This is a genomic window from Pseudomonas sp. P7548 (assembly GCF_013386585.1).
Lineage (GTDB): Bacteria > Pseudomonadota > Gammaproteobacteria > Pseudomonadales > Pseudomonadaceae > Aquipseudomonas.
Genome location: NZ_JACARO010000094.1, coordinates 36,529 through 51,734, shown reverse-complemented (window position 1 = coordinate 51,734; position 15,206 = coordinate 36,529). Strand labels below are relative to the sequence as shown.

Genomic DNA, 15,206 nt, shown 5'->3' with positions numbered 1-15,206 from the left:
GCCCAGGCCGGTGCCTTGGCCGATGGGTTTGGTGGTGAAGAAGGGTTCGAACACATGGGCCATCACGTCTGGGGACATGCCGGTGCCGGTGTCGGTGACGCTCAGGCGCAGGTACGGGCCTTCGGTGAGGTCGAGGGCGCGGGCGGCGTGGGCGTCGAGCCAGTGGTTGCCTGTTTCGAGCAGGATGCGGCCGCCTTCGGGCATGGCGTCGCGGGCGTTGATGCACAGGTTGAGCAGGGCGTTTTCCAGTTGGCTGACGTCGACGAAGGCGGTCCAGGCGTCGGCAGCGCCGGTGGTTTCGATCTGGATGCCGGGGCCGGCGGTGCGTTGGATGAGTTCGGCCATGCCGTACATCAGGGTGTTGACGTTGGTGGCGCGCGGTTCCAGGGTTTGCCGGCGCGAGAAGGCCAGCAGGCGTTGGGTGAGCACGGCGGCGCGTTTGGCCGAGCCTTGGGCGGCGACCATGTATTTGTCCACATCGGCCAGGCGGCCCTGGGCGATGCGGCGGTTCATCAGCTCCAGCGCGCCGGAGATGCCGGCGAGCAGGTTGTTGAAGTCATGGGCCAGGCCACCGGTGAGTTGGCCGACGGCTTCCATCTTTTGTGATTGGCGCAGCTTCTCTTCGGCCTGCATGAGCATCGCGGTGCGTTCGGCCACGCGCTGTTCCAGGGTTTCGTTGAGGGCGCGCAGTTCGGCCTGGGCGTCGCGCAGGGCTTCGTCGGCGATGGTGCGTTCGAGCAGGTCGGCGGCTTGGCGGGCGAGGATGTCGAGCAGGCGCAGGTCGCGCTCCGAAGGCTGGTGCGGCGTGCTCCAGTGGGTGGAGATCATGCCGAGCAGGCGACCATCGCGGGACAGCAACGGGGTGGTCTGGGCCGAGCGGATGCCGGTGTTGCGAAAGGCTTGCAGGTCGTCGGTGCCGGCGATGTCAGGCCATTCTTCGAAGTCGGGGATGATGGCGCGCTGGCCCAACTGCAGGGCCATGGTGCAACTGCTGTAGGCCATGGGGCTCACCCATTGCCAGAACCCAACCGCTTCCGGTGGCAGGCCACGCGAACACAGGAGCTGCAACTGGCCGCCATGGCCGGACGGATGCCCTTCGGGGCACAGCAGCTGCATGGTGCCGAACTGCGAGCCGGTGATGGACACGGCGGCGTCGACGATCTTGCCGTAGAGGGCTTCGAGGTCTTGCTCGCCGATCAGGTCGAGGCTGATGCGGTGCAAAAATTCGATGTCCGACAGGGCGGTTTCCGAGTCGCGGGAAGCGGCGCTGGGAAAGGCGGCCGGGAAGGCGGTGCGTAGGGTTTTCATGGGGCTACCAAGGGAATGGCATTGAGCTATTAGCAGGTTATCAGCAAAGCTGTGACCACGCGCTATGGGCAGACGTTCGGTGGTGATCGCGGCAGAACGCGTGTGTGCTCAGACAGAGGTGTTTACACTGGCGGTTTTGTGCCAATCACTCAGGGAAGAAGTCGATGTCTACCGATCCGTTATGCCTGGTTTTCGTGCCTGCCCTGGTGGCCATCCTCACGGCAGCCGAGGCGGCAAAGGGCGCGCCGCTGAACGAAACCGAGGTGTGTGCGGTCCGAGACGCAGCCACCTGTATTGCGCTGCCGTTCAGCGCCGCGCTGGCGATGGAAACCGAACGCGGTTATCCGGATATCGTCCCGGAAGACTGCTGGAACGAGTGGCAACGCGTGCGCCCTTCGCTTTCGTAACCCCGTTTTTTGCCCGCTACGAATGGAATCGACCCCTATGTTCACATCGCTACGCCCGTTAAAAACCTTCGCAGGCCTCACGCTGCTGGCCGCCCTCACCGCCTGCGGCGCTATCACCGATGTGCGCTCGTTCTCCACGCCCTACACCTCCCCCACCAGCGGCGAGACCGCGCGCCTGCGGGTCATGAGCGATGGCATGGTGCGGGGCGTGCCCAAGTCCGACTGCATCAACTTCCGCCTGCCCGGCGCGGGTGTGATGGTGGCCAACCGCGACGGCTACGCCGACCGCAACGGCGAAACCCTGGGCATGGCGCCCGTCGCGCGCTATTCAAGTAACACGGTGATGACCGAACTGTTGGTGCCCGCTGGGCAGCCCATCGCGTTTCATTACATCGGCGACCGTTGCTACAACATGTTCAGCTTCGTGCCGGAAGCGGGGATGGACTACGAGCTGGACGCCGCCAACCGCTATAAATGCGGGGTGACGCTCAAGCGCATGTTGGTCGGCGAGATCAAGGGCTCCCTGGTGCCGTTGGGTGAGAGCAAGTTGTGCAATTGGGCTGATAATTTCTAAGCAAGGCTCACACGCCATGGATATCCACGAGATCCAGCAACGCCTGGCGCGCCCGGCCCTCAAGCTGATCGCGGGCGGCTTTCGCCCGGCGGGCACCGACGAAGAAAGCTGGCTGGGCAATGTCTTTCTGTTCCGCCCCGAAGAAGGCATCCCCACCAACGGGGCGGGGGAGCCGTTGCTGCCCTATGCGCAGTTCTACTTGCCCGCCCTGCCCTTCAACAGCCCGGCGCTGGAAGGCGTGCGGGTACTGACGCTGTTTATGTCAGACCCGTTTCCCGAGCATTTCGAGCCCATGGGCGATAACTGGGTGATACGCGAATACGGGCCGGACGAGGTGCTGGTGCTCAAGACGCTGACGGTCGAGGGCGCGTTTCTCAAGCCTTTCCCGTTGAAGGCCGAGGCGGTGCCGCAGGACTTTCCCTTGTGGGATGGCGGCGGCGTTCCCTCAGCGCTTGAAGACGAAATACTCAAGCTGGAACGCGCAGGGGTGATCCAGAGCTATTACGACCTGGTGACCCACACCTACGAACACAAGCTCGGCGGTTACCCGTCGTTCTGCCAGTCGGGAGTCGACCCCGGAGAGGGCTTTGAATTCGTGTTCCAGATCTCGTCAGACGCCAAAATCCAGCTGAATGTGGTGGATAACGGCAGCCTGATGTTCTGGAAGCACACCGTGACCGGGGAATGGGCGTTTTACTACGACTTCTACTAACCCCCCTCCCCCCTGTGGGAGCCGTCGAGCCCCAGCGAGGCCGCGAAGGCGGTGGAACAGCCAATAGAGAAGTCGCCTGACCCACCGCCTTCGCAGCCTCGCTAAAGCTCGACAGCTCCCACAGGGTCTGCGTGACGACGAAGATCCACTGTAGGCGCTGGGTAAGCTGCAACGCTGTTCACTGATGGATCGCTATCGCCGGCAAGCCGGCTCCTACAGTGAGTGCAGGTCAGCGGGTTTACTCGGTCAACTGTGGGAGCTGGCTTGCCTGCGAAAGCGGCGGCACAGTCAACAGTGTTGTCACCTGCCCCACCGCCATCACCGCCCCACCAAACCCCAACAGCCCCAGGAGACTCTGTTAACCTGCTGCGCCTGCCCCTTTGCCGAGCGTCCCATGGCCCTCTCAAAACGCGACATCACGCGCCTCGAACGCGAGCTGGTCACAGCGCTCACCGACGCCTGCGACACCGCCAAAACCGAAATCCCCGGGTTTGAATGGCTGACCCACACCGTCAACCACGCCGACTTCCCCGGCAGCCTGCGCATCACCTGGGTCTTCGACACCCGCGCCAACAAGGACCACGCCGTGGCGACCGGGCTGGATGCGCGCATCCGCGAGCTGACCGCCACCGCCCTGCAAGCCGCCCAGCTCCCGCCCGTGCCGTTGCAGCGCTGCATTGCGCTGGACAGCGAAGAAGCCTGCCAAACCCAGCACGGCGGCAATTGGCGTTTGCGCCTCACCCGCTCAGCCAACTAGAGCCCGGCGCCCAACTGCTGGATAATGCCCGCCCTGCTCCCTGCTCGTCGAAAAGGAAGTTCCGCCCCATGAAGTTGCCGTTTTCCGCCGCCCTGCTCGCTGCTGCCTTGCTGGTGCCAGCCGTGTCCCACGCCGACGATGCCGCGCTCACCGATACGCTCAAGGCCTTCACCCACTGCGACGAGCGTTTCTTCAGCAACCTGAACACCCACCGCGATGCCTGGCAGGCCTATGCGCCGCTCAAGCAGGACAAGCACTTCAGCTGGATCGCGGTGCGCGACCGCACCAACCGCCAAGCCAATGCCGTGCCGGTGAGTGCGCCGGCCATCGCGGGGTTGAAGCTGCTGTCGTACAACGATGAAGTCGCCGATCTCGGCCCGCTGGGCCTCTACTACTATTGGGGCTTCGTGGTGGACGGCGGTCTCGACGAGGTCGCCCAACGCCTCGCGCCGTTGATGGAACAACGCGGCGCGCTGATTAAAACCGAGGGGCAATACAGCCGCAGCGAGCTGAAGGTGGGCAACGGCTGGCAGTCGATCAAACCCATGCCGGGCAAGGCGCCGGGCCTGCGCCATGTAGAGCGTGTGCTGATCGTGGAGCCAGAGAACACGCAAGGCACGCAAACACGAGTGAGCTGTTCGGTACAGGGCGGCGTCAACGCCGGGATCCTGGCCGAGTTGCGCCCAGACATCGCGCCGGTGGACTACCCGCGCACCGTCGTCGAAACCTCCATCGGCGACGTGCCGGTGCCCGCCAACGTGCGCCAGCAACTGGACGTGCCACTGTTGCAACCCAGGTTCAAGACCTTGAGCTACAGCTACGTGTCGAAGGACGGCAGTGGCAAGGACAACCCGGTCAGGGTCACCTTCAACGCCGAGGGCGGCTTGCTGCGCAAGAACGAAGCCTATGGTGAGGCGTTCAATGTGGACCGCCTGATGCTGGCCGATCTGGTCCAGCTGAAATCGAAAATGAACGGCTTGGGCGCTGACCAGGTCATGCAAACCCAGTCGGCTGAATTGAAGGTACCGAGCAGTTGGGCCCCCGGCCAAACGCTGAGCGCTTACATGAAAATGGCCTATATGCCCGTCAAGCCCACCGACAAACCGACCGACACGACCTTGACCTGCCAGGTGGGCGAGCGCTTCCCGGCAAGCCAAGTGTTTACGTCGTTGACGGGCGATGCGATCCGGCTCACCTGCGAGCAGGGCGACTATAAGTCCACCCGTGCGTTTATCGAGGACCTGGGTGTCGCCCTGACGCTGGAGTCGGTGTCGAGCAAGGCGCGTATTGTGAATGAGTACACAGCCTTTGATGTGGTGCGCTGACTGACCGTTCTTTCCACGAAGCCTTGAAGCGAGTATCGACAATGGAACGTTATGAATCGCTGGTCATCGGTTTGGGCGCCATGGGTGCCGCCACGGTGTACCAATTGGCCAAGGCCGGCGTGAAGGTCGCCGGCATCGACCGTCATCACCCACCGCACACGCTGGGTTCCAGCCATGGCGACACGCGGATCACGCGGTTGTCGGTGGGCGAAGGCGCGCCGTACGTGCCCATCGTGCGTAACTCGCACCGTATCTGGCGCGAGCTGGAGGCGGTGTCGGGGGAGGCGTTGTTCGAGCAGTCGGGGTTGTTGGTGCTTACGTCCAGCGAGGATTTCGACCCCAGTGATGCCACAGACTTCACCCTGCGCACCATCGCTTTGGCGCAAACCTACGGCATCGAACACGAGGTGCTGGATGCGACGCAGATTCGCCAGCGCTTCCCGCAATTTGCCACGGTGGCCGACGACGCCATCGGCTACTACGAGCCCGGTGGCGGGTTTGTGCGGCCAGAGCGCTGCATCGACGTGCAGCTCAAGCTGGCCGAGCAGCACGGCGCCACGCTGTACAAAGGCGAGACGGTGACCCACATCCGTTCGGATGAGCACGGTGTGACGGTGACCACCGACAGGCGCACGTTGCAGGCGGACAAGCTGGTGGTGAGTGCCGGCAACTGGGCGGGCGGGTTGTTGGGCGCGCCGTTTGATCAGTTGCTCAAGGTGTACCGGCAGCAGCTGTTCTGGTTCGAACTGGAACCGGGTGCCGACCTGGTGGGGAAATCGCCCACCTACATCCTCACCCACGGCCGGGGCGACAGTCAGAACCACTACGGCTTCCCCGCGCTGCCCGGCGAAGGCAGCCTGAAGGTTGCCACGGCGCAGTATCACACCCACTCCACGCCGGAAACGCTGGACCGCACGGTATCCCCGGCGCAGGAACGGGAGATGTATGAGCGCCAAGTGCAGGGCCGTATTGCCGGGCTGACGGGCAAGGTGGTCAAGTCGGCCGTGTGCGCCTACACGGTGACGCCGGACCATCACTTCATCATCGACCAACACCCGACTTTGCAGCATACCCTGGTGGCGTCGCCGTGTTCGGGGCATGGGTTCAAGCATTCGGCGGCGTTGGGCGAAGCGTTTGCCCAATGGTGCATGCACGGCAAGAGCGAGCTGGATTTGTCCTCGTTCTCCCTGGCCCGCTTCAACGCCCCCTAACCCACCCGGAACCGCGCAACCTTGCCGGCGATGGCGGTGGGTCATTGACCGATGCACCCACCGCCATCGCCTGTAGTGAGCGGGCTTGCCCCGCGCCGCGGCATCCCTGACCCACCGATACACCTGACCCACCGATATACCTGACACACCGCCGCGCGGGGCAAGCCCGCTCACTACATTAGAAGCTGTGGATCAGGGTGCTGAAGAGGTCGTTCCTGGGCATTTTGCTTAGCGGGATCTCAGCGTTTTCGAACCATTCCCGGCTGGCCTCGGGGTGCGGGCCGCTGAGCACCACCACGCCCTTTTCAAAGGTATACCGCGCCGCCGCGACGTCGCCGTTGCGGTAGGTCGCGAGGGTCGTATAGCGCCCGGCCTTAGGCATGTAAGGGCCATCCTGGAAAAACACCTGGTCCGCCTTGCCGCCCCACGTGACCTGCACGGCAGCGTCGACAATACCGGGCACTTCGAAACCGGGGCGGCCGGCTTCGCCGTCAAGATCCTGGGGGATCAGGCCGAGGTTGGTGTCATCCGCCAGGTAGGCCCCCATGCACAACCCCAGGTAGCGGCCGCCGTTGGCGACGTAATCACGGATGGCCTCGCTGCGCGCCTCACCCAGGCTGCGCAAGGCGCCGGGGATGTCCTGGCCGCCGCCCGGCTGTACATAGAGGTCGTAGTGCGCCAAGGTTTGCGGCGTGATATCGACGGGCTCATCCGCCCCCACAAAATCGATGTGGACGTTGGGATTGACCCGTTGCAGGGCCTTCGCCACGTTCTCGGAACAGTCGTCACAACCCGCCGGCCCCCGATAGATGGCGACACGGGTGATGGACGTCGAGGCGTCGGCCAGTGACGGCAGCAACAGGGCAAATGCAAACAACGGCGCGGCGATGGCTCGCAGGTTCATGGCAATGGGCTCCAGGGCAGACAGCCCAAAGCCTATAGCGATTGCGTTGTCCAATCCGTTAACAGTTGTAAGCAACCCCGCCCAGCGTCACCGGGCAAACGCGTACTCACCGCCCTGTTCCACCGCCTTGCGATACGCCGGCCGCGCCTGGAAGCGTTGTACCCACGCCGCCAGGTTCGGGTACGTCGGCAACTTGCCCTGGGCCTTGGCGACTTCGCCGATGAAACTCATCTGGATATCCGCCCCACTCAACTCATCCCCCAGCAGGTACGGCGTTTTACCGAGCGCTTCGTTCAAATAGCCCAGGTAATTGGCCACTTCCGACTCGATACGCGGGTGCAGCGGCGCGCCCGCTTCGCCCAGGCGGCCGACGTAGAGGTTGAGCATCAGCGGCAACATGGCCGAGCCTTCGGCGAAATGCAGCCATTGCACGTACTGGTCGTACGCGGCGGTGGTTGGGTCCGGCTGCAGGCGGCCCTGGCCGTGGCGGCGGATCAGGTAGTCGATGATCGCGGCGGACTCGATCAGCTTCAAGTCGCCGTCTTCGATCACCGGGGATTTGCCCAACGCGTTGATGGCCTTGAGTTCCGGGGGTGCGAGGTTGGTTTTCGGGTCGCGCTGGTAGCGCTTGATCTCATAGGGCAGGCCGAGTTCTTCGAGCAGCCACAGGATGCGCTGCGAGCGCGAGTTGTTGAGATGGTGAACAATGATCATGACGTGCTCCGAAGGGCCAGTGGGGTCTTGGCAAGAGACTACGCCAGCAGCCGAGAGTGCCGGCAAATAAATTTCTAGCCGATACGCGCCATGGTTAGGATAGGCATCGATCTACAAGGAGCCCGCCATGGACCTGAAATTCAGCCACGTCGACATACTCGTCGAACACCTCGAAGACGCCTGCGCCTACTACGCGCACATCCTCAAAGCACGTATCTCCAAGACCTTCGTCTGGGAGCGTGGCGGCCTGCATGTGCGTTATGCCGTGGTGCTGCTGGGCCAGGAGCGCTTCATGCTGGTCCAACCAATTGCGGGCAACTTGCGCGAACTCTTGGACGCCCACGGCGAAGGGATGATTTACCGCCACTGCTACACCACGCCGGACGTCGAAGTCGCCTACGACGAACTGATCGCTGCCGGTGTGCAGCCCGAAAATGAAAACGGCGTGCCCCTGGCCCGCGAGAACCTGCAGTCGCCTTCCGGTGGCCGCATCATCTGGCTACCCAAGCGCTTCGGGCACTTCTCCATGGAGATCCTCGAAGAAGCCACGCTGGAAGCCTTCATCAAGGACGCGTTTGACTGATGGACGCCCATGCCGCCTGCGCCAGCAACGGCGCATGGTCAATCGGGCTACTCTTGACCCGCCCGGACAACCACGCCCGGGCGTAACTCTCCGCCGCACCGATGATCAGTGACAGCAACAGCTCAGGCGGAATATGGCTGAAGGCTTCGCGGCGCTCAGCCTCGCTCATCCACTCGGTCAACTGCCGGTTGCGCTGTTTGTTGCGGGTGAGCAGCTCGTCCTTGTGCGGGCCGTTGGCCACGGCGAATCGGCTCTGGAACACAAAGCGCGCCCATTCGGGTTGCGCGTCGACCCATTCCACATAACTGCGCACCAGCGCTTCCACACCGGCCTGGGCGGTTTGCGCCTGCTCTAGATGGTGAGCGCGCAAAGCCGCTTGGTCTTCCAGCGCGGCAAAAAACAGCGCGGCGACGATGCCTTCCTTGTTGCCGAAATGATGGTAGATCGCGCCCACGCTGGTCTCGCAGCGGGCGCGGATAGTGTCGATGGTCGTCGCTTCAATGCCCACTTCGTTAAAGCAGGCCAGGGCCTCGCGCAGGATGCTGCGTTTGAGGTCGCTGCGCCGGCCTGGGAAGGTGCGCTCGAACAGATCAGGTGCGTGCATGAAGTGGCTCGGCAAATGTACGGAGTCTAAAGCGACAGCGGCCCAGAGAGAAGGCATGGCCTTGACACCTCTGGAATTTACAGAATATTGTTCCGTAACAGAATATTATTCTGTAAATCACCCAGAGGAAAACCCATGAGCCAGTTTCTCACTATGTTCAACAGCGCAGGCCCTGCCGCGTTCAGCCAGATGGCCTGCCAGGTGGCGCCCTACTTCAGCACCATCAACCCGCACATCGCCGAGCTGCGCCCCGGGCACGCGGTGGTCAACGTGCCGTTTCGCAAGGAAATCACCAACCACCTGGCCTCCGTGCATGCCATTGCCTTGTGCAACGCGGCGGAATTGGCCGGCGGTACCATGACCGACGTGTCGATCCCTCAAGGGGCCAAATGGATTCCCAAAGGCATGACCGTGGAATACCTGGCCAAGGCCAAGTCGAACATCCGCGCCGTGGCCGATGGCAGTGGCATTGACTGGACGACAGCCGGGGACAAGATCGTGCCGGTGGACATTTTCGACGAGGGCGAGGTGAAGGTGTTCACCGCCAGGATCACCATGAATGTGAAGCTTGCCTGAGGCCCGGGCGGCAGGCTCGGCCTGGGCCGAGCCTCGCTTCACCCAACCGCCACCATCGACCACAACGACGCGCCCACGCCGGTGATGCTCTCCCCCGCAATCAACCCCGCAGCCGCGGTGATCGCAAAGCGTTCGGTGAGGCTCGGCCAGCGGCAGCTCACCAGCCAGGTGAGGATCGCGCCCAGGGCCATCATCAGCGAGACCGAGGCCGGCAGCACAAAGGCCAGGCCCAGCGCGGCGGCGCTCGGGAGATAACGGGCACGATGGGCGGGCAAGGTGCTGTCCAGAATGCCCAGCAGCACGCCGACCAAGCCGCCAAGGGCGATGGCCCAGCGGATACTCGTCGACAACGAATCCAGCCCATGGGTGAGGGTTTGCGCCACGGCCTTCCAGGTGGCGACGGCCGGTGCGGGCCACTCCTCGGTGAGCAACATGGAGGACGGGTCAGGGATCAGCGCCAGGTAGGCGAACACACCGACGATGCTGCCGATGAAAATCCCCAGGATCTGCGCGATCACTTGCTTGTGCGGCGTGGCGCCAATGGCCTTGCCCACCTTGAAATCATTCATCAAATCGGTGCACTGCCCGGCTGAACCGCCAGCCGTATTGGCGCTCATCAGGTTGATCGGCACCTGCCCCGGCGCGGCGATGCCAAAGCTCAGTTGCGACAGTTGCCCAATCGCCCCAATCGGCGGAATGCCGGTGGCGCCCACCACGCGTGCGGCGACAGCCGCGAGGCAGATTGCCAAGGGGATGGTGAGCAAGGCCATGCCCAGGTGGATGCCGAACAGCAACGCCTGCAGGCTCACCACCAACACGATCGACAGCGCCAAGCCGGCGGCCGGCCCTGGCTTGGGCAGCGTCCAGGTGGCCGCGCCGCTGGCGCGCGTCGAGCGATGCAACGCCCACAAGCGAATCGTCAACGAGGCCAGGGTGGAACACACCATCAGGCTCACGCCCGGCCACAGCAACCACTCCACCAGCGCGGCGAATTGCGGGCCGCTGCTGTCTGCCGGCAGGGTCACCAGGTGCTGCGCCAATAGCCAGGGGGCGAGGCCACCCCAGGCGAGCAAGGCGCCGAGCAGCAGGGTCAGGCCCACGCGAATGCCGATGATGCCGCCGAAGCCCACCAGCAACAGGGACGGGTCAGCGGTAAAGGTCAGGCGTTCCAACGCGGCGCTGGGCGACCAACGTGGGAAGGCCCACACAAAGGTGTCCACCCACTTGACCAGCCCCGACAGCAACGCGGCACTGAGCAACACTTTCAAGCGCGTTGCGGCTTCACGGCCGTGGTTGTAGATGTGCAGCAGGGTTTCCAGGGTGGCCATGCCTTCGGGAAATTTCAGCGCCTTGTCATTGAGCAACGACGGGCGCAGGTACCAGGCGATCCAGATGCCCAGGAAACTCACCGAGAAGACCCAGGCAATCATCGGCAGCGCGTCCAGCTGGTTGCCGGTCAACAAGGTGTAGGCCGGAATCGGCGCCACCAGCCCACCGGAGATGATCGACGCGGCGGCCGACGCCACGGTCTGGTTGATGTTGCTTTCGTGCAACGTCCACGGCAGATGCTCGCCGGAGCGCTTGGCCAAGCCCTGGAAAATCGCGTAGCCGATCAGCAAGGCGATGATCGACATGTTGAACGACCAGCCGATCTTCAGGCCGGCGTACACGTTGGAGGGAGTGAGCAGAATGCCGAGCACGCTGCCAGTGATAACGGCACGCAGACTGAGTTCGCGGGTGACGGGGCCATGCGGCAGGGTCGTTGCAGGCATGCGGATTCCTTTCGGCAAGGGAACGGGCTACCTGATAAGTGAGCCCTGCCTGCGCCGAAGGTTCAGGTGGAAGACCTGACCGGCCCCTGAAAACACCTGAGAACATCCTGTGGGAGCAAGCCCCCTCCCACAGGGGTGAGTTGTGTCAGCTCAACCCAGGCGGAACCGCGCCGTGTTATCACTCAACGCCTGGCTGCCCTTGCTCAAGGTATCCGCCGCACGGTTCACCGCGCGCGCACCGTCCAACAAACGCCCTGCCGCCTGATCCACCTGCTGGATATTGCCGCTCACTTCATCCGCCGTCGCCGCCTGCTCCTCCACCGCTGTGGCGATCTGCGCCAGGGTGTCGGTGACGTGCTGCACCGCCCCGGCGATCTCGCCCAGGCGGGTGCCCAGGCCGGTGACAGATTCGGCATCTGTCAGCGCTTGTTCACAGGCAGCGCCCATCAACGCGACGGCCTGGCTCACGGTGGCGCGCAGGCTGTCCACCGTGCCGGCGATCTGCGCGGTGGAGGCCTGGGTGCGTTGCGACAGGCTGCGCACTTCATCGGCCACCACGGCAAACCCACGCCCCTGCTCACCGGCGCGGGCGGCTTCGATGGCGGCGTTGAGCGCCAGCAGGTTGGTCTGTTCGGCGATGCCGCGAATGGTGTCGACCACCGACTGAATCTGCTGGCCTTGCTGGCTGACCTGTTCCAGCGCGTTGGCGGTGTCGCCCAGGCGTTGGTTCAGTTGCTGGATGCTCGCCGTGGTGCGCTGGCTGTCGCGGCTGCTGTCTTCGGCAATGCGCCGGGTCTGTTGCGCGCTGCCCGAGGCCTGCTCGCAGCTTTTGGCGACGCCCATGGAGGTGGCAGCCAGTTGCGTGGCTGCTGCGGCGATCTGGCTGATTTGTTGTTGCTGGTCCTCGACTTCGGTGAGGGTGCTGCCCGACTGCGTGTTGAGGGTGAGCACAGTGCTGCCCAACTGCTGTGTCTCGTGGTTGACCCCCAGCAGGCTGGTGCGTAACTGCACCACCGCGACGTTGAGCGCCGTGCTGATCGCCGCCAATTCGTCGCGGCCTTCCACCGCCACTTCTACGCACAGGTTGCCGTCACGCAGGGACTCGGCCAGGGTGGTGATGCCGCTGGCGCTGCGGCGGATGGACGCTTGCAGGCACATGAACAGGTACAGCGCCGCCAGGGCCAGCAGGCTGAAGGTGGCCACCACCGGAATGAAACGCTTGAGCGAGCGGTCACGGTAATAACCCAGGCGTTCGTCCAGCGAACTGAGCGACTGGCTACGCAACGCACCCAGCGCACCGAGCATGCTGTCGACACTGCCATCGAACGTCGCCATGTCGAGCTTGATGGTACCGCCGAACACGCCTTCATCCAGGGCCTTGAGTTGGGTGTCGAGCAGTTGCAGGCTGTTGTCGTATTGCGCTGTCCATGGCTCCAGGCCTGGGTATTGCTTGGCCTTGAGCGAGGCGGCGGCCTTGACCAACTGGTCCCGCGCATCGCCGATGCGCCCGCGCAGGTCACGCATCTGCAGGCGGCTTTGCAAGGTGAACTGGCCGGAAGCGATGGACGACTCACCCACACTCGCCGTGCGGCCGATGCGCTCGATCAGGTCGGGGGTGTGCTGGGTGGAGATCTGCATCAGCAGGTAGGTTTCCAGCCACGGGTCGAGGATCAAACCGGCGTCGAGGGTGATCTGTTCACGCAGGGCTTGCAGGGCGGTCAGGGCGGCGGTGAAACGGTCATAGCCGTCCGGCCACCAGCCCACGGTGCGCAGGGACTGGGTGTCCATGCCCTTGACCGTGGCCTGCAACGCTTCGAAGCGCGCCATCGTGTCAGCACTGGCGTTCTGCGCTTTGAGGGCCTCGCCCAGGGCTTGCAGGCTTTGCAGAATGATCGGGCTGCCGGCGTCCACCTTGTCCATCGCCGCTTGGGCTGCTGGGGTGGGCGCGTGGAGGATGTCCACCGCTTTCCAGCGCGCGGCCAGGTTGCGCTGGGCGGTGAGCTGGGCGTCCAGCGCGTCCAGGGCCAACAGTTGGCGCACGCCGGATTGCTCGCTGGAAATCACCGCGAGCTTGTCGCGGTAGTCCTGGCCGATCATCCACAAGCTTCCGGCCAGGGGCAGCATGAACAGGAAGAACAGCACCTGGAACTTACGCGCAAAACCCAAGCGCCCGAGCAGGCGGATACCGGGGGACAAAAGACTGTGCATGGCCGACCACTCCCTAAAACAACCCACACGGTGCACCGAGGGGCGAAGCCTTGAAATGACTAGCAGCAAAATGCCATGTCATTGATTAGCTTGGCTCTAGCAAGATACGGGCCGTTGGTTGAGACGCAGGAGATCAGCGGGGTTGCACGCTACAGGTGCACAGCCAACGCCCCGAAATGGGGCAAAAGCACTCAGCCCTGAGGGCAGACCTGTAACGGATAAACACCCCGATCAACGGTAGGAGCCGGCTTTCCAGCGATCGAGGTGGGTCAGGATGCAAGCGCAACCTGTAGTGAGCGGGCTTGCCCCGCGCCGGGGGCGACTCCAATCCAAATCCTGGCGCCTGAGTCTTTTGAAACACTGCAGCGCCCGGATTGGGGCGGCTTCGCCCCCCAGCGCGGGGCAAGCCCGCTCACTACAAGTTGTGTAAGTTCCCACAGGGAGGGTTTCAGCGGGTGCTGCCCATGTACCGCTCGAAGTTGTTGATGTGATCATCCAGGTTGTCTTCCAGCATCATCCGGTACTGGTCGCAGAAATACTTGAGCATCGCCTCCCGCGCATCGGCCATTTCTGCGCCGGACTTGAAGTTGCGCGCGCTGGCCCAGGCGCTGAAGCGGGTGGCGCCGAACGTCATCGAGGCGCTGACTTCGCCAAGGTTCTCGCAGGTCTTGAGCTGCTCGTTCGACAGTTCGATATGTGCATCAGCACGGTCATAGAAAGCTTGATCAGTGGCATCTGCCATGGCGGGGTTCCTGGGTGAACGAAGAATGGCGGGCATTGGAACATATCCGCCAGGCGCCCCCAAGCAGGAGGCGCCCGTTGCATCAGCTCAATGCGAGCACCAACCGCTCAAGCCCGATACCAAACCCGGCACCTTCTCGGTACGCACCGCCGCCGACCACCTGTTGCTGCGCGCCCAGCGCAGGGCAACGCACTTCAAAACCGTTGCCCTCCAGGTAGTAACTCAGCCCACGCTTCACCGCCAGGCTCAACTCATAGTCGAGCCCCAGCGAATCCAAAAAACCGGTGCACAGTGCCTGGCTGCGCTGCAACGCCAACGCGGGCAATGGGCTGAGAATCTCCAGGCCCAGCTGGGTGAATTCTCGATAACGCCCGGCTTGCGGCCGCTCGTAGCGATAACAGCGCGCCACATAAAAGAACATCGCCTCTTCCCGACCACCGAGCAATTCGGCCGTGCGTTCCTGGAACAGCGCCGTGGCTTCGGGGATCAAGCAACACTTGCGGCCCGCCTTGTCATCAAAGGCCCACATCTGCCCGATGATTTCACTGCCACCGGTCTTTTCGATGAACGTGTCCTGGCCCCACAGCGCGGGCACAATGACTTCTTCAGCGCCCGCTTCGATGAAGCCAGCTCCGAAAGCGCCCCTCGATTTTTCGCATCAGTGCCGCTTCTGTTCCTGTCACGATTCGGGTTCCGCGCAACATGGTCATGGGGTAAATCTCCATTTCTACAGACAATAAAAAAGGCGCCGGGAGGGGCGCCTTGGGTTGGGTTCATTGAGTGATCAGAAGGTTTGATCAATCCGTGAA

General features: G+C 63.4%; 16 protein-coding genes. 8 read left to right on the top strand and 8 right to left on the bottom strand.

Going from position 1 to position 15,206, the window contains the following annotated elements:
• On the bottom strand, positions 1–1,308 hold a 1,308-nt coding region (locus tag HX803_RS29540; RefSeq protein ID WP_178925662.1), incomplete at its 3' end, for a GAF domain-containing protein.
• A gap of 164 nt (positions 1,309–1,472) precedes the next feature.
• On the opposite strand from HX803_RS29540, the gene HX803_RS29535 reads away from it, so the two are divergent.
• From HX803_RS29535 to solA, 6 genes are all read left to right on the top strand, one after another.
• Positions 1,473–1,715 carry a hypothetical protein gene (locus HX803_RS29535; protein WP_178925661.1) on the top strand — a complete coding sequence of 81 codons (243 nt, stop codon included), beginning with the start codon at positions 1,473–1,475 and terminating at the stop codon, positions 1,713–1,715.
• Positions 1,716–1,752: 37 nt separating this feature from the next.
• Positions 1,753–2,289, top strand: coding sequence for a hypothetical protein (locus HX803_RS29530; RefSeq protein WP_256732969.1), 537 nt, complete (start codon positions 1,753–1,755; stop codon positions 2,287–2,289).
• 16 nt (positions 2,290–2,305) lie between these two features.
• Complete coding sequence (locus HX803_RS29525; protein ID WP_178925660.1) at positions 2,306–3,001, top strand: DUF1963 domain-containing protein; 696 nt, start codon at positions 2,306–2,308, stop codon at positions 2,999–3,001.
• 394 nt (positions 3,002–3,395) lie between these two features.
• Positions 3,396–3,758, top strand: coding sequence for a hypothetical protein (locus HX803_RS29520; RefSeq protein ID WP_178925659.1), 363 nt, complete (start codon positions 3,396–3,398; stop codon positions 3,756–3,758).
• A gap of 68 nt (positions 3,759–3,826) precedes the next feature.
• Positions 3,827–5,083 (top strand): hypothetical protein, encoded by a 1,257-nt coding sequence (locus HX803_RS29515; protein WP_178925658.1) that lies wholly within the window; start codon positions 3,827–3,829, stop codon positions 5,081–5,083.
• Between the two features lie 41 nt (positions 5,084–5,124).
• On the top strand, positions 5,125–6,294 hold the full coding sequence (gene solA / locus HX803_RS29510) for an N-methyl-L-tryptophan oxidase (RefSeq protein WP_178925657.1): 1,170 nt from the start codon (positions 5,125–5,127) through the stop codon (positions 6,292–6,294).
• Positions 6,295–6,472: 178 nt separating this feature from the next.
• Here the strand turns inward: solA and HX803_RS29505 are convergent, their stop codons facing one another.
• A complete protein-coding gene (locus HX803_RS29505) occupies positions 6,473–7,198 on the bottom strand; it encodes a BPL-N domain-containing protein (RefSeq protein ID WP_178925656.1) in 726 nt (241 codons plus the stop codon).
• Positions 7,199–7,285: 87 nt separating this feature from the next.
• On the bottom strand, positions 7,286–7,912 hold the full coding sequence (locus tag HX803_RS29500) for a glutathione S-transferase family protein (RefSeq protein WP_178925655.1): 627 nt from the start codon (positions 7,910–7,912) through the stop codon (positions 7,286–7,288).
• Positions 7,913–8,039: 127 nt separating this feature from the next.
• Between HX803_RS29500 and HX803_RS29495 the strand changes: the two genes are divergently transcribed.
• Positions 8,040–8,495, top strand: a complete 456-nt coding sequence (locus tag HX803_RS29495; protein ID WP_178925654.1) for a VOC family protein — start codon at positions 8,040–8,042, stop codon at positions 8,493–8,495.
• On the opposite strand, the gene HX803_RS29490 is transcribed toward HX803_RS29495, so the two are convergent.
• Positions 8,476–9,099, bottom strand: coding sequence for a TetR/AcrR family transcriptional regulator (locus HX803_RS29490; RefSeq protein ID WP_178925653.1), 624 nt, complete (start codon positions 9,097–9,099; stop codon positions 8,476–8,478). The genes HX803_RS29495 and HX803_RS29490 overlap by 20 nt on opposite strands.
• Before the next feature lie 135 nt (positions 9,100–9,234).
• Between HX803_RS29490 and HX803_RS29485 the strand changes: the two genes are divergently transcribed.
• The gene (locus tag HX803_RS29485) at positions 9,235–9,675 is read left to right on the top strand and encodes a hotdog fold domain-containing protein (protein ID WP_178925652.1); all 441 of its coding nucleotides are present in this window, start codon (positions 9,235–9,237) and stop codon (positions 9,673–9,675) included.
• Positions 9,676–9,713: 38 nt separating this feature from the next.
• Here the strand turns inward: HX803_RS29485 and HX803_RS29480 are convergent, their stop codons facing one another.
• The 4 genes from HX803_RS29480 to HX803_RS29465 form a co-directional block, all read right to left on the bottom strand.
• Entirely contained in the window at positions 9,714–11,447 is a 1,734-nt protein-coding gene (locus HX803_RS29480; protein WP_178925651.1) for an OPT family oligopeptide transporter, read from the bottom strand.
• Between the two features lie 150 nt (positions 11,448–11,597).
• Positions 11,598–12,290 (bottom strand): methyl-accepting chemotaxis protein, encoded by a 693-nt coding sequence (locus HX803_RS33270; RefSeq protein ID WP_372339952.1) that lies wholly within the window; start codon positions 12,288–12,290, stop codon positions 11,598–11,600.
• Between the two features lie 1,813 nt (positions 12,291–14,103).
• On the bottom strand, positions 14,104–14,397 hold the full coding sequence (locus HX803_RS29470) for a DUF3144 domain-containing protein (protein ID WP_178925649.1): 294 nt from the start codon (positions 14,395–14,397) through the stop codon (positions 14,104–14,106).
• Between the two features lie 82 nt (positions 14,398–14,479).
• The gene (locus tag HX803_RS29465) at positions 14,480–15,019 is read right to left on the bottom strand and encodes an ATP phosphoribosyltransferase regulatory subunit (protein ID WP_178925663.1); all 540 of its coding nucleotides are present in this window, start codon (positions 15,017–15,019) and stop codon (positions 14,480–14,482) included.
• Positions 15,020–15,206: the final 187 nt, after the last annotated feature.